General features: G+C 42.5%; 14 protein-coding genes and 3 pseudogenes. 10 read left to right on the plus strand and 7 right to left on the minus strand.

The window, feature by feature from the left end:
- From BGI33_RS13220 to BGI33_RS09775, 3 genes are all read left to right on the plus strand, one after another.
- The coding region (locus BGI33_RS13220; RefSeq protein WP_180298978.1) for a putative T6SS immunity periplasmic lipoprotein at positions 1-304 on the plus strand (304 nt) is incomplete at its 5' end.
- 169 nt (positions 305-473) lie between these two features.
- Positions 474-911 carry a putative T6SS immunity periplasmic lipoprotein gene (locus BGI33_RS09770; RefSeq protein WP_143557272.1) on the plus strand — a complete coding sequence of 146 codons (438 nt, stop codon included), beginning with the start codon at positions 474-476 and terminating at the stop codon, positions 909-911.
- 168 nt (positions 912-1,079) lie between these two features.
- Positions 1,080-1,529: a putative T6SS immunity periplasmic lipoprotein gene (locus BGI33_RS09775; RefSeq protein WP_100091000.1), complete on the plus strand. Its 450-nt coding sequence runs from the start codon at positions 1,080-1,082 to the stop codon at positions 1,527-1,529.
- A gap of 322 nt (positions 1,530-1,851) precedes the next feature.
- Here BGI33_RS09775 and purM read toward each other — a convergent pair whose 3' ends face one another.
- The 5 genes from purM to rpsP form a co-directional block, all read right to left on the minus strand.
- Positions 1,852-2,886: a phosphoribosylformylglycinamidine cyclo-ligase gene (purM, locus tag BGI33_RS09780; protein WP_100091001.1), complete on the minus strand. Its 1,035-nt coding sequence runs from the start codon at positions 2,884-2,886 to the stop codon at positions 1,852-1,854.
- Positions 2,887-3,269: 383 nt separating this feature from the next.
- The gene (gene rplS / locus BGI33_RS09785; RefSeq protein WP_025331156.1) at positions 3,270-3,635 is read right to left on the minus strand and encodes a 50S ribosomal protein L19; all 366 of its coding nucleotides are present in this window, start codon (positions 3,633-3,635) and stop codon (positions 3,270-3,272) included.
- A gap of 13 nt (positions 3,636-3,648) precedes the next feature.
- Positions 3,649-4,395, minus strand: a complete 747-nt coding sequence (gene trmD / locus BGI33_RS09790) for a tRNA (guanosine(37)-N1)-methyltransferase TrmD (protein WP_100091002.1) — start codon at positions 4,393-4,395, stop codon at positions 3,649-3,651.
- A complete protein-coding gene (rimM, locus tag BGI33_RS09795) occupies positions 4,395-4,907 on the minus strand; it encodes a ribosome maturation factor RimM (RefSeq protein ID WP_100091003.1) in 513 nt (170 codons plus the stop codon). Before rimM ends, trmD begins: the two co-directional genes overlap by 1 nt.
- 16 nt (positions 4,908-4,923) lie before the next feature.
- Complete coding sequence (gene rpsP, locus BGI33_RS09800; protein ID WP_025331153.1) at positions 4,924-5,172, minus strand: 30S ribosomal protein S16; 249 nt, start codon at positions 5,170-5,172, stop codon at positions 4,924-4,926.
- Between the two features lie 403 nt (positions 5,173-5,575).
- On the opposite strand from rpsP, the gene BGI33_RS09805 reads away from it, so the two are divergent.
- From BGI33_RS09805 to groL, 5 genes are all read left to right on the plus strand, one after another.
- A complete protein-coding gene (locus BGI33_RS09805; RefSeq protein ID WP_100091004.1) occupies positions 5,576-6,535 on the plus strand; it encodes an acetyl-CoA carboxylase carboxyltransferase subunit alpha in 960 nt (319 codons plus the stop codon).
- Positions 6,513-7,838 carry a tRNA lysidine(34) synthetase TilS gene (gene tilS, locus BGI33_RS09810; protein ID WP_100091005.1) on the plus strand — a complete coding sequence of 442 codons (1,326 nt, stop codon included), beginning with the start codon at positions 6,513-6,515 and terminating at the stop codon, positions 7,836-7,838. The genes BGI33_RS09805 and tilS overlap by 23 nt, the downstream gene beginning before the upstream one ends.
- A 77-nt stretch (positions 7,839-7,915) precedes the next feature.
- On the plus strand, positions 7,916-8,512 hold the full coding sequence (locus BGI33_RS09815) for a sigma-70 family RNA polymerase sigma factor (RefSeq protein ID WP_100091006.1): 597 nt from the start codon (positions 7,916-7,918) through the stop codon (positions 8,510-8,512).
- A gap of 472 nt (positions 8,513-8,984) precedes the next feature.
- Positions 8,985-9,272 carry a co-chaperone GroES gene (gene groES, locus BGI33_RS09820; protein WP_100091007.1) on the plus strand — a complete coding sequence of 96 codons (288 nt, stop codon included), beginning with the start codon at positions 8,985-8,987 and terminating at the stop codon, positions 9,270-9,272.
- Positions 9,273-9,334: 62 nt separating this feature from the next.
- Positions 9,335-10,981, plus strand: coding sequence for a chaperonin GroEL (gene groL / locus BGI33_RS09825; RefSeq protein WP_100091008.1), 1,647 nt, complete (start codon positions 9,335-9,337; stop codon positions 10,979-10,981).
- A 424-nt stretch (positions 10,982-11,405) separates the two neighbouring features.
- Here the strand turns inward: groL and BGI33_RS14265 are convergent.
- Positions 11,406-11,788, minus strand: a pseudogene (locus tag BGI33_RS14265) (3,4-dihydroxy-2-butanone-4-phosphate synthase).
- Between the two features lie 81 nt (positions 11,789-11,869).
- Between BGI33_RS14265 and BGI33_RS09840 the strand changes: the two are divergent.
- Together BGI33_RS09840 and BGI33_RS09845 are read left to right on the plus strand one after the other, a co-directional pair.
- Positions 11,870-12,352: pseudogene (locus BGI33_RS09840) on the plus strand (helix-turn-helix domain-containing protein); the annotation flags it as partial.
- A 71-nt stretch (positions 12,353-12,423) separates the two neighbouring features.
- Positions 12,424-12,675 (plus strand): annotated as a pseudogene (locus tag BGI33_RS09845) (transposase); the annotation flags it as partial.
- A gap of 40 nt (positions 12,676-12,715) precedes the next feature.
- Here BGI33_RS09845 and BGI33_RS09850 read toward each other — a convergent pair.
- On the minus strand, positions 12,716-13,244 hold a 529-nt coding region (locus tag BGI33_RS09850), incomplete at its 5' end, for an integrase core domain-containing protein (protein WP_144235424.1).

Raw genomic sequence — 13,244 nt, forward strand, 5'->3', positions numbered from 1 at the left:
AGATTTTTTTAAGAGAAATAAACAATTTAATATTATAGTTACCGGTGTATTTCAAACAGGGGTTGGGGAACTTTGGTCGAAAGATTATTTGGATCTTTCAAAACCGTATTATGTAAAGACTAAAGAGTGCTTACGCTTTGAATACTATTTCCAAAATAATATTACCTATTCGATTTATTTTACGACAATAGAAAAAGGAACTGATAAAAATAAACATTGGCATGTAGATATGCGTATTAAAAAAACTAAGGATGGGGCTTTGCAATTATTACTTGATGAGCATGCCAGAGATGTAACTCAATAATGCTTTAAAAAAATGGGGGTGATAAAATTTGGCATACAGTAACAAAGCAGAAATACAAAGGAGGTGATCCCAAAAATAAATAACTTGTACAAGACCTCTGGCTAAAGATGTATGAAAATACCCTGCATTTATTTTTAGAGAATCCACAAGATAAAAAGGCATTATTTGGATGAGACACGGATATAGTTATTGGTTACTAATGTTTTTAATTTTACCATTGCTTGTAAGCTGTATGTCTTTAAATTCGCCAGATATTGTTCTGAAAGATGATGGCCAGCCATGCATCAGCATACCCTCGAATGAAGATTTTTTTAAAAGAAATAAACAATTTAAGATTATAGTTACTGGTGTATTTCAAACAAAGGTTGGGGAACTTTGGTTGAAAGATTATCGGTATTCTTCAAAACCGTATTATGTAAAGACTAAAGAGTGCTTACGCTTTGAATACGATTTTCAAAATAACATTACCTATACAGTTCATTTTACATCAACGGAAAAAGGTAATAATGAAAATAAAAAATGGGTTGGCGATATGCGTATTAAAAAAGATAAGGATGGCACTTTGGAATTATTACTTGATGAGCATGCCAGAGATGTAACCCAATAATGCTTCAAAAGAACAGGGTGATGATATTTGGCATACAGTAACAAAGCAGAAGTACAAAGGAAGTAAACCCAAAAACAAACAACTTGTACAAGATTTTTGGCTAAAAATGTATGCAAATACCTTGCGTTTATTTTTAAAAAATCCACAAGATAAAAAGGCATTATTCGGATGAAACAAAGGTATATTCACTGGCTGCTGATAACTTTGCTTTTAGGCATAATAACAGGATGTTTTGTGCATCGTAATATGCTTTACACACCGGATATTGTTCTCAGAGACAGTGGTCAACCATGTATAAGCATACCTTCGAAGGAAGATTTTTTTAAGAGAAATAAACAATTTAATATTATAGTTACCGGTGTATTTCAAACAGGGGTTGGGGAACTTTGGTCGAAAGATTATTTGGATCTTTCAAAACCGTATTATGTAAAGACTAAAGAATGCTTACGCTTTGAATATCATTTCCAAAATAATATTACCTATTCGATTTATTTTACGGCAATAGAAAAAGGAACTGATAAAAATAAACATTGGCATGTAGATATGCGTATTAAAAAAACTAAGGATGGGACTTTGCAATTATTACTTGATGAGCATGCCAGAGATGTAACTCAATAATGCTTTAAAAAAATGGGGGTGATAAAATTTGGCATACAGTAACAAAGCAGAAATATAAAGGAAACAAGCCTAAAAACAAACAATTTGTACAAGATTTGTGGCTAAAATGTATGAAAATATCCTGCTTAGTCATTCTCCATATTTGAATCCTCTTTGGGGACTATAACTGTTTTAAGGGGTAGTTATATTCTAGAAAAAGTGCTTTTCGCTACAAAGTTAATTAGTTATCAGTATTATTTGACCAGATCAATTTGAAAAAAAGCCCAGAAATTAGCGGAGGCTGATACTGGGCTTTTGATTTATGTTCTGTAGATGTAATTTTTCAGCCTATTTGTGTCTGATGTTCATCACCCTGACGTGTACGAATGGTACCAATCTGGTAAACAGTTTCGCCCTGCTGCTGTAGAAAGTGTTGTACAACAACAGCGTCTGCGGCGTCTACAATCATTACCATGCCGATACCGCAATTAAAGGTACGGTACATTTCCTGTATATCTACTTGTCCGGCCTGTTGTAACCACTGGAAGAGTTTTGGCAGTGGCCAAGACTGGGCATCAATTGCGGCAACGGTGTTGTCTGGCAGGATACGGGGTACGTTTTCGCTGATGCCACCACCGGTAATGTGTGCCATACCCTTGATGGTAAATTGTTTTAATGCAGCCAGAACGGGCTTAACGTATAAACGGGTAGGGGCGATGATGGCCTGCCGCAGGGTTTTGCCATTTTCAAATTCGGCGTCCAATTCTGGTTGGGCACGCTCAATAATTTTGCGCACTAATGAATAGCCGTTGGAATGAATACCATTAGAGGCCAGTCCCAGTACAATATCACCGGCCACAATACTGCGTCCGTTGATAACCTGTTCTTTTTCAACCACGCCTACGGCAAAGCCAGCCAAATCATATTCGCCATCTGGGTACATGCCGGGCATTTCGGCGGTTTCACCGCCAATCAGGGCACATCCTGATTGTTCACAACCGGCGGCAATACCTTTAATCACTGCTGCTGCACGTTCAACATCCAGTTTACCACAGGCAAAGTAGTCCAGAAAAAACAGTGGTTCTGCTCCCTGTACCAGAATATCATTGACACTCATGGCCACCAGATCGATACCGACGGTATCGTGTTGATCCCATTCAAAAGCCAGTTTTAGTTTGGTGCCTACGCCATCGGTACCGGATACCAGTACTGGCTGGCGGTATTTCTGGCTGATTTCTACAAGTGCGCCGAAGCCGCCCAAACCGCCTAATACTTCAGGGCGCATGGTACGTTTGGCAAATGGTTTAATCTTTTCGACCAGCGAATCGCCAGCGTCAATATCAACACCGGCATCGCGATAACTCAGGGACTGGCTCATTAAGTGTGATTCCTTTGGACAAGAACAAAGCTGATTGAGATGGAATAGACAAAAAACTGGGCAATTTTAACATTTTTCATCTTTTTACGGTGTTGAAATTGGTACAGTTGATAAGCGGGCATATTTTGGCTTATATCTTTCTGACGGCTATGAGCAGGATAAATAGTTGGCTAATCGTTGCATTAATGTCTGATAAAGAAGAGGGAAAAAGATATTGAAAATGGCTGGCTGGAATACCTGGATGTTTATGGTTTGCTGTTGGCCTTGATAGGATTGTGGCAGACGAAAATTCTATGTAATTTAGCACAGCAATCAAAGAAAAAGGCCGAATTGATAAATTCGGCCTCAGGATTAGTCTGCTATATGCAGCTAATGTATGCTGCTTAGGCTTTGCGAGCCGGCAGTTTTTCGCGAATACGGGCAGCTTTACCGGTTAAGCCACGCAGGTAATACAGTTTGGCACGGCGTACATCACCACGGCGTTTAACTTCGATTTTTTCAACGGCTGGAGAATATAACTGGAATGTACGTTCTACACCTTCACCGCTGGAAATTTTGCGAACGATGAAGTTGCTGTTCAGGCCACGGTTGCGACGGGCGATTACAATGCCTTCATAGGCTTGCAAACGGGTACGGCTACCTTCGGTAACGCGTACAGATACTACCACGGTATCACCTGGCGCGAAGGCCGGGATTTCTTTATTCAGACGAGCGATTTCTTCCTGCTCTAATTGTTGAATCAAGTTCATGTTAAGCTTCCTGTTATAATGGGATGTCCCGTTCCTCTTGTCTGATATGCTGCAAGAGTCTGGATTCCTCTGGGGTTAATTCACGATCGGCCAGTAAATCCGGACGACGTGTCAGTGTGCGCCTGAGCGCCTGAGTTAATCGCCATTGTGCGATTAAAGCATGATTACCGCTACGCAATACGCCGGGAACTGTCTGTTGATGAAATTCTACAGGACGGGTGTAATGCGGGCAATCAAGTAAACCATTGGCAAATGAGTCTTCTACTGCTGAGCGTGCATCACCAAGTGTGCCGGGTAACAGGCGGATTATAGCGTCCATTAACATCATGGCCGGTAATTCTCCACCGGAAACCACAAAGTCGCCGATACTGATTTCGGTTACTTCGTTGCTGGTGAGAATACGTTCATCAATACCCTCATAACGACCACACAGTACAATCAGTGCTGGTTCTCTGGCCAGACTGGCTACCCGTGCATGATTCAGCGGTTTGCCCTGCGGGCTCATGTAAATCAATCGTCCCTGCGGGCTGCTTTGTCTGGCCGCATCTATGGCTGCCTGCAAGGGCGGAGCCATCATAATCATTCCCGGGCCACCGCCAAACGGGCGGTCATCAATATGACCCAGTGGATTATCGGCAAATTGCCGCGGGTTGATTGCTGCAAACTGCCAGATGCCCTGTTGTAAGGCACGTCCGGTTACGCCACTGTCGGTAAGGGCAGTAAACATTTCCGGAAACAGGGTAATGGCTTGAATATGCATCAGTAGTCGCTGCCCCAGTCGACACAAATCTGCTGTTGTGGCAGGTTTACTTCGTCAATGTACTGGGAGACAAAAGGAATCAGTTTACGGCCAAAAGCACCATCTACTACCAGTACGTCATGCGCACCGGTTTGCATTAATGAACTGACAGTGCCCAGATTTTCCTGTGTACGGTTAAGTACGTTCAGGCCAATCAGGTCTGCCCAATAATACTCATCGTCATCGGTTTCGGCAAAGCTGGCACGGTCTATTTCGATAGTAAAGCCGCGCAGTAGTGCTGCGCTGTCACGATCGTGTATTCCGTCAAACCTCACCTGTAATTCATTACCGCTGATTTTGCTTTCGGCAATGCTCACAGTTCTGGTTTGGCCATCTTTACTCAGCTGCCATTGCGGATAGTCAAGCAGGCTGTCGGTATATTCAGTATCGGAATGGACTTTCACCCAACCCTTTACGCCGAATACGCCTTTAATATAGCCCATTGCTACCCATTGTGGCTGTGTACTATTCATCTGCTTTACTGCTGAATCAGGCCGCAGCCTTTTGCTCTTTAACCAGTTTGGCAACAGCTTCGCTTAATTGCGCGCCCTGACCAATCCAGTGGTTCAGACGGTCTGCGCTCAGGCGTACGCGTTCCTGTTTTTCATTGGCAACAGGGTTGTAAAAGCCAACGCGTTCGATAAAGCGGCCGTCACGACGGTTGTGAGAGTCTGCTACGACGATGTTATAGAAAGGACGGTGTTTAGAACCACCGCGAGCCAAACGGATAACTACCATAGTGTATTCCTTAGTGAAAAAATCGAAGTACTTTTATTCTGTCAAGATAACAGAAAATCGCTAATTTTAGTGGGTATTTCCCAGTTTTGGCAAGCTGTTAATGCATATTTGTTGTATATATTGCTATGGATTTGTTAGTTGCTGGATATTTAGTTTTTGGCAATTGAACTAATGCTGTCAGAATAAACTATTGCTGTATATGGTTAAAATTTAGTGAGGTGTGGTGATGTTAGCTGTATACGCTGCCGGTGATTCGGGTGTTTGTTTATAATTATTCCTATAATAATTATGTATTTATATGTATTTATTCGATTTGTGGTATCAGGTTTTTGCTATTTGGGGCTGCATAGCTTCATTTCTTCGCGTATCATAGCTGCCACATGTTTTTGCGGATATCTTAACAATGAAACAGATTTTTTTGGATTTTGAACAACCTATAGCCGAGCTGGTACAAAAAATTGATGAGCTGCGCTTTGTGCAGGATGAATCGGCTGTGGATATTTCCGAAGAAATCGCACGCCTGAAAAAGAAAAGCGATGATTTAACTAAAAATCTTTTTGCCAAGCTGACTCCGGTGCAGATTTCGCAGGTATCCCGTCATGCCCAGCGCCCTTATACGTTAGATTATATTGATGCGCTGTGTACGGATTTTGAGGAATTGCACGGTGATCGTGCGTTTGCTGATGATGCCGCTATTGTAGGTGGCCTGGCACGCTTTAATGGTGAAAGTGTTATGGTAATCGGCCATCAGAAAGGCCGTGATACCAAGGAAAAAATTCGCCGTAACTTTGGTATGCCTAAGCCAGAGGGTTACCGCAAGGCCTTGCGCTTGATGAAGCTGGCGGAAAAATTCCAGATTCCTTTACTGACTTTTATTGATACACCGGGAGCCTATCCTGGTATTGGGGCGGAAGAGCGTGGTCAGTCTGAGGCTATTGGCCGTAATCTGTATGAACTGGCGCAGCTGCGAGTACCGGTGATTTGTACGGTAATTGGTGAAGGTGGCTCTGGCGGGGCACTGGCTATTGCGGTGGGTGATTATGTCAATATGCTGCAATTTTCTACCTATTCAGTCATTTCACCGGAAGGCTGTGCCTCTATTCTGTGGAAAACGGCTGAAAAAGCACCGGAAGCTGCTCAGGCATTGGGTATTACGGCTAAGCGCCTGCACGATTTGAAGCTGATTGATACTGTGATAGAGGAGCCTTTGGGCGGAGCGCATCGTAATTATCCGGAAATCATGCAACGGGTAAAATCTGTACTTACCCGCCAGTTACATGAAGCTAAAGGTAAACAGTTGTCTACTTTATTGACGCGTCGCTTTGATCGTTTGATGAATTATGGTCAATTCAACGGTAAATAAAATTTGTATCAGTTTATGTGATGATATTGCGCAACAATGGTCAGCCACTATGGCTGACCGTTGTGTTTTAGCCGTAGGTCTTAGTGGCGGGCTTGATTCGGTGGTGCTGTTGCATGCTTTGACTCTTTTACGCAACAGATTGCCGCTTGAGGTGTCTGCTATTCATGTGCATCATGGATTAAGTCGGTATGCAGATGAATGGGCAGCTTTCTGCCAGCAGTTATGTGCATCTTGGTCGGTGCCATTAAAGATAGTTAAGGTGAATGTGTGTGCTGCTGGCGAGGGTGTGGAAGCAGCGGCACGTAAGGCGCGCTATCAGGTTTATGCTAATAGTGAAGCGGATGCAGTGGTGCTGGCGCATCATCGGGATGACCAGATAGAAACCTTTTTTTTGGGTGCATTGCGTGGTGGTGGTTTACGTTCACTTTCGGCTATGCCTCTGGTGCGGCAATTGACTGAACGTACAGCTCTGTGGCGGCCATTATTGCATTTTTCACAACAGCAGCTACAGGCTTATGCTGATGCGATGCGACTGGTACACATTGAGGATGACAGTAACACTAATTGTACCTATTTGCGCAACTGGCTGCGTTTGAGTGGTTTGCCGCACTGGCGCGAGCATCAGCCGCATCTGGATACGCAGATTGAAGCAGCGGTAGGGCGGTTACAGGATGAGCTGGCCTTACTGGATGAAGTGGCTGAAGCTGACTGGACTATGTTGCATGCACAACAGCAGGGATTTCAGATACCTTTGTGGCGCACTTTGAGTGCGGCACGGCGCCGGCAACAATTACGCCTGTTTGCGCATAAAAATTGTCTGGGGATGTCAACTGCGGTGGCGCTGACAGAATTTGCACGACAGTTAATGGAAAGTAAAAACGGTGCACAATGGTCTTTGCCCCACGCTTGTGTAATTTATTATGATTGCAGATTATGGATAAATAAGCATGAGGTAAACCGGCAATGGCTCTGGTTTGAGTTGCTGCCAGTAACCTGCCGCCAATTAATCGCTGCTGGCTATCTGCAATGGAAGCGGCATACCTTTGGTTTGGCAGAAATTGCCGCTGAGTGGACGGTGCGTCAGGTGCATGCTCAGGATACAATTATTTTGCGAGGAGGAAGAAAAAAGGTTAAGAAGTTATTACAGGAACGGAAAATCCCGCCTTTTATGCGTGCTGTCTGGCCGGTTTTGTGTGATTCGAATAATCAGTGTGTTGCTGTGATTAATGTGGCTGTGGCCACTGATATTGGTGTAGTCAATGGTTGGATGCCGTTTATGGAGGATTTACCTATCAGGCTATAAAGTTGGAAGATTGGTACTATATTTATCGCAGATTCAGCTGCTGATTGATGCAATAACAATAACTAGAGGATGACAGTATGCATGATAACCGTACCCAACAGGTTGAAGAACAGATGTTGGTGCGTAAGGCTCAGCAAGGTGATGCGCAGATTTTTAATTTGCTGGTTAATAAATATCAACGTCGCTTGAATCATTTCCTGCATCGTTTTACCCATGATGAGCAAATAACGCTGGATGTAGTACAGGAAACGTTTCTCAAAGCTTATAAGGCTTTACCACAGTTTCGTGCTGGTAGTCAGTTTTATACGTGGTTATGCTGTATTGGAATGAATACGGCCAAATCTATGACCGCCGTGTACGGGCGGGAACCTCAGATGATTACTGAAATTGTGGATGACGATGGAGAACAGGTTGATGTACTGGAATATTTGTCTGATTATCAAACACCGGAAGCGCAATTACTTAATCGCGAACTGATTGATGCAGTGGATGAGGCTATTGACAATTTACCGGTCAATCTGCGTCAGCCGATTATATTGTCAGAAATTAATGGTTTGACTTATGAAGAAATTGCTCAGGTGATGGGTTGTCCGGTTGGTACGGTGCGCTCACGTATTGCTCGTGCCCGTGAAATTTTATCGACACAGATTAAAACCAGATTTGACCGTGAATAAGCACTGGTTTTGGCAATACTCGGAATAGCCAGCATTTGTCTGTGGTGGATAGATAGGGTAACTGAGCCAGCTATAGATATTGCTTTTAATCAGCCTGATGCCATTTGAATTTTACCTGTTTATCTGAATTGCATGATCATTTGTTAAGATTGTCTAAAGGTTGAATTCTGTTTTTCTGAAAAGCAGAGTTATTGTTTTGGGCGTTTGTGTTATACATGGGCCCGACTGATTCTGTGGGCACTAATTATATCTGGACTGTTATGGATGCTATGTGGCTGTAATAATAAGGTTAATTTGTCAATTTTGCTAAGCATTTGTAAGAAATGGGAAAAAAATTATCTTGCTTACTCTTGAATTGTGAGTAGCTAACCTTACCTTATTAAGCGAACTGAATTTTACGCCCCGCAATAAGTGCGGGTTTGTATTAACCAACTTTGCAGTGCTGTAGGCACTAAAGATGTGGAGAACATATATGACTATTCGTCCTTTGAATGACCGCGTTGTCGTAAAACGTTTGGAAGCTGAAGAAAAAACTGCTTCTGGCATTGTGTTGCCGGGTTCTGCTGCTGAAAAACCTGATATGGGTGAAGTAATTGCTGTAGGTAATGGCAAACTGTTGAAAAATGGTGACCGTCAGAAACTGGATGTTAAAGTTGGCGATAAAGTGATTTTTGGCAAATACAGCGGTCAAACTGTTAAGGTAGACGGTGAAGAATTGCTGGTAATGCGCGAAGAAGATATTTTCGGTATTGTTGAATAAATTGTTTATTCAGATATTAAGATTTTATTGCGTAATTGATTATTAAAGATTAGGAGTTACAAATGGCAGCAAAAGACGTGAAATTCTCTGACGAAGCCCGTCAGAAAATGGTTGCTGGTGTCAATGTGTTGGCTGAAGCAGTAAAAGTAACTTTAGGCCCTAAAGGCCGCAATGTGCTATTAGATCGTGCCTTTGGCGGCCCGCACATCACCAAGGATGGTGTGTCTGTAGCTAAAGAAGTCGAATTAAAAGACAAATTCGAAAACATGGGTGCTCAGCTGGTTAAAGAAGTAGCTTCTAAAACCAATGATGTGGCTGGTGATGGTACAACTACCGCTACTGTGCTGGCTCAGGCGATTGTAACTGAAGGCATGAAATATGTTACTGCCGGCATGAACCCGATGGATTTGAAACGCGGTATTGATAAAGCAGTTGAAGCTGTTATTGCCGAACTGAAAAACATTTCCAGACCGGTACCAGAAAAATCTAAAGAAATTTCTCAGGTTGCATCTATTTCTGCTAATGCAGACGAATCTATCGGTGAAATCATTGCCAAAGCCATGAACGAAGTAGGCAAAGAGGGCGTGATTACCGTAGAAGATGGCAAATCACTGGAAAACGAAGTGGAAGTAGTTAAAGGTATGCAGTTTGACCGTGGCTACCTGTCTCCTTACTTCGTAACCGATGTGGAAAAACAGATCGCCGGTCTGGACAGCCCATACATTCTGCTGTTTGATAAAAAAATCTCTAATATCCGTGACCTGTTGCCAGTTCTGGAACAGGTGGCAAAAACCAGCCGTCCGTTGCTGATTATTGCTGAAGATGTAGAAGGTGAAGCATTGGCTACGCTGGTGGTAAACAATATTCGCGGTATTCTGAAAACTGTTGCTGTTAAAGCTCCGGGCTTCGGTGATCGTCGTAAAGCTATGTTGCAGGATATTGCTATCCTGACTGGCGGTACTGTTATTGCTGAAGAAGTTGGTCTGTCTCTGGAAAAAGCCACTCTGGAAGATTTGGGCCAGGCTAAACGTGTAGAAGTTGGTAAAGAAAATACCACTGTGATTGATGGTTTGGGTGACAAAGCTGCTGTTGAAGCTCGTGTTGCTGAAATCCGTAAACAAATCGAAGTAGCTACCAGCGACTACGATAAAGAAAAATTGCAGGAACGTGTGGCTAAACTGGCTGGCGGTGTGGCAGTAATTAAAGTTGGTGCTGCTACTGAAGTTGAAATGAAAGAGAAAAAAGACCGCGTGGATGACGCTCTGCATGCTACCCGTGCTGCCGTGGAAGAAGGCGTGGTAGCTGGCGGTGGTGTTGCGCTGTTGCGTGCCCGTGCAGCAATTAAAGACCTGAAAGGTGCCAATGCTGATCAGGAAGCCGGTGTGAAAATCGTTCTGAAAGCAGTTGAAGCACCATTGCGTCAAATCGTTGCCAATGCTGGCGATGAACCAAGCGTTGTGGTGAACAATGTGTTGAATGGTTCTGGTAACTACGGTTACAACGCTGGTACTGGTGAATACGGCGATATGCTGGAAATGGGTGTGTTGGATCCTGCTAAGGTTACCCGCACTGCCTTGCAGCATGCTGCTTCTATCGCTGGCCTGATGCTGACTACTGATTGCATGATTACCGAATTACCGGAAGACAAACCTGCTGCGCCTGATATGGGTGGCATGGGCGGTATGGGTGGTATGGGCGGCATGATGTAATGTTGCTTTAAGCACTCTGCTTAGTGATGCAAAAGCCGGATATCAAAAATATCCGGCTTTTGTGTTGGCTACAGGAGTATTGATTTAAACATTGAAAATGGCCGGTATGAGGCAGTGAATGTTTACGCTGGCCGAAGTATTGGCTATTAAGATGTAGTGGCCATTTATTTCAGAGAAATATAATGCTGATATTGTTGTATATGTCCAATATCAGCATTATTTTCTATGTTGATTTACTCATGTAAATTAGGTGGTTTCCTGTTGGAAGTATTGTAGCTATCGATAAATATTTTCGATACTGATTTGAGTCAGATTTTGCTCAGTGCATAATTGTTGTAAATTGTGGCCTTTTTTCATGGTTCTGTGGTCATCTATCAGTTCTCACAGAATAGCCACCGGTTTAAGTTTAGTTAGCTTGACGATTTCAATGAATGTTTCTGTGTGTTCCGCGTCGGCTAGACAGGCCATCAGGGTGTGCAACTAATGGAAAAGTATGTCCCGGGCTGATGACATCGGCGGATTTGTATGTTGGGGAAATAGCTGCTTTGATGGTGGTTACTCTGTCCTGAGTGGAAACACCGGTGATGATGTTCGACTGAGACAGTAAAGCTGGTGTGGTACTGGCTTTGTTTTTTTCAACCATGGGTGATAAGACCAGTTTTTTACCAGATTATTTTCAATACAAAGACAGGCAATACCGTTGTAATGATGGATAAGCATGGACATGATGAACATGTTAATCATTTTAACTGCAATAATAATTAAACTAGCTTCATTTTCTTTGTTGGTATCATCAGTAATGATAATAGGTTTGCCATGCTGTAGGTGTAGTAGTCTTTATTTAATCTGACATTTAGAATATTTTAAACCAATAATGGAGTGTCAGTAATGAATCAATCTGCAAAAATAATTAAACCAAAATTAGGTCTTTTAGAACTCGCTAAACAGTTAGGTAATGTTCAGCAAGCCTGTAAAGTCTTGGGATATAGTCGCGACAGCTATTATCGCTTCAAAAAACTCTATGAACAGGGCGGAGAATTAGCTCTTCAGGAAATAAGTCGCAAAAAACCTATAGAGAAAAATCGCGTAGAACCTCATATTGAGCAGGCTGTCGTTAATATGGCTTATGAATTTCCTGCTTATGGACAACATCGGGTAGCTAATCAGCTACGTCTGCAAGGAATAATGGTCTCTGGCAGCGGTGTACGTTCAATCTGGTTACGCCACGATTTAGAAAGCTTCAAAAAAAGGCTGATCGCTCTGGAAACAAAAGTAGCTCAGGAAGGGCTTGTGTTAACAGAAAGCCAGCTACAGGCTTTAGAGAAAGCGAAAGCAGCGCGAGAGGCACAAGGTGAAATTGAGACCCAACATGTAACTATCCCTTAAAATAGTACAGCTCTGAAGTAGAAAATTCTCTTTATTAACCCACAGAGGATTTAATCATGAAAAAAATGACTGAACATCAAATCGTATCTATTTTAAAAGAAGCTGAAGCCGGTATTCCTGTTAAAGAACTTTGCCGTAAATATGGCATCGGCAACTCGACTTTTTATAAATGGCGGCAAAAATACGGTGGTATGGAAACCTCCGATATCAAACGTTTAAAGGAGCTGGAAGCTGAAAACCGTAAACTTAAGCAAATGTTTGCCGAGCTCAGTTTAAAATCTCAGCTTCAGGAGGAAATCATAAAAAAGCTATAGTGTACTAGCTTAAACTTAATCTGACAAACACTACCTACTCATCGGCATTCGTTCTAACACAATGACTGTCTGATGAGTAAAATAAATTCTCTAGCTGCTTTTCTTTAGCCAGTCCTTTTGTCTCTACCCAAGTTTGCCAAGGTGTCTTACCATAACAGTATTTCCCTGAATGTGCTCTTTCCCGATTGTAAAACTCTAGCCAAAGCTCAATATCTTGTTGTATCTCTTTCAGTTCTGTATATATTTTACGTCTAAACATAATATCATAACACTCGGTCTTCATCGTCTTATGGAACCGCTCACATATACCATTCGTTTGCGGACTGTAAGCTTTTGTTTTCGTATGCTCTATATCCTCCAAATTCAGATACAGTTCGTATGCATGACGCTCTTTATGACCGTTATACTCACTTCCTCTATCCGTCAGAATTCGTAAAAGCGCTACCTGCTCATTATCAAAAAATGGTATCACTTTATCATTGAGCATATCCGCAGCAACTAAACTGTTTTTCTCCGTATATACTTTAGCAAACGCCAGTCTTGAATAGGTATCAATAAACGTT

The sequence above is a fragment of the Snodgrassella alvi genome (assembly GCF_002777425.1).
Taxonomy (GTDB): domain Bacteria; phylum Pseudomonadota; class Gammaproteobacteria; order Burkholderiales; family Neisseriaceae; genus Snodgrassella; species Snodgrassella alvi_B.

Coding starts and splice junctions, on each gene's coding strand:
- tilS (WP_100091005.1), top strand. CDS start 6,513: ATGGTCAATTCAACGGTAAATAAAATTTGTATCAGTTTATGTGATGAT.
- BGI33_RS09775 (WP_100091000.1), top strand. CDS start 1,080: ATGAAACAAAGGTATATTCACTGGCTGCTGATAACTTTGCTTTTAGGC.
- rplS (WP_025331156.1), bottom strand. CDS start 3,635: ATGAACTTGATTCAACAATTAGAGCAGGAAGAAATCGCTCGTCTGAAT.
- groES (WP_100091007.1), top strand. CDS start 8,985: ATGACTATTCGTCCTTTGAATGACCGCGTTGTCGTAAAACGTTTGGAA.
- rpsP (WP_025331153.1), bottom strand. CDS start 5,172: ATGGTAGTTATCCGTTTGGCTCGCGGTGGTTCTAAACACCGTCCTTTC.
- BGI33_RS09805 (WP_100091004.1), top strand. CDS start 5,576: ATGAAACAGATTTTTTTGGATTTTGAACAACCTATAGCCGAGCTGGTA.
- trmD (WP_100091002.1), bottom strand. CDS start 4,395: ATGCATATTCAAGCCATTACCCTGTTTCCGGAAATGTTTACTGCCCTT.
- groL (WP_100091008.1), top strand. CDS start 9,335: ATGGCAGCAAAAGACGTGAAATTCTCTGACGAAGCCCGTCAGAAAATG.
- purM (WP_100091001.1), bottom strand. CDS start 2,886: ATGAGCCAGTCCCTGAGTTATCGCGATGCCGGTGTTGATATTGACGCT.
- rimM (WP_100091003.1), bottom strand. CDS start 4,907: ATGAATAGTACACAGCCACAATGGGTAGCAATGGGCTATATTAAAGGC.
- BGI33_RS09815 (WP_100091006.1), top strand. CDS start 7,916: ATGCATGATAACCGTACCCAACAGGTTGAAGAACAGATGTTGGTGCGT.
- BGI33_RS09770 (WP_143557272.1), top strand. CDS start 474: ATGAGACACGGATATAGTTATTGGTTACTAATGTTTTTAATTTTACCA.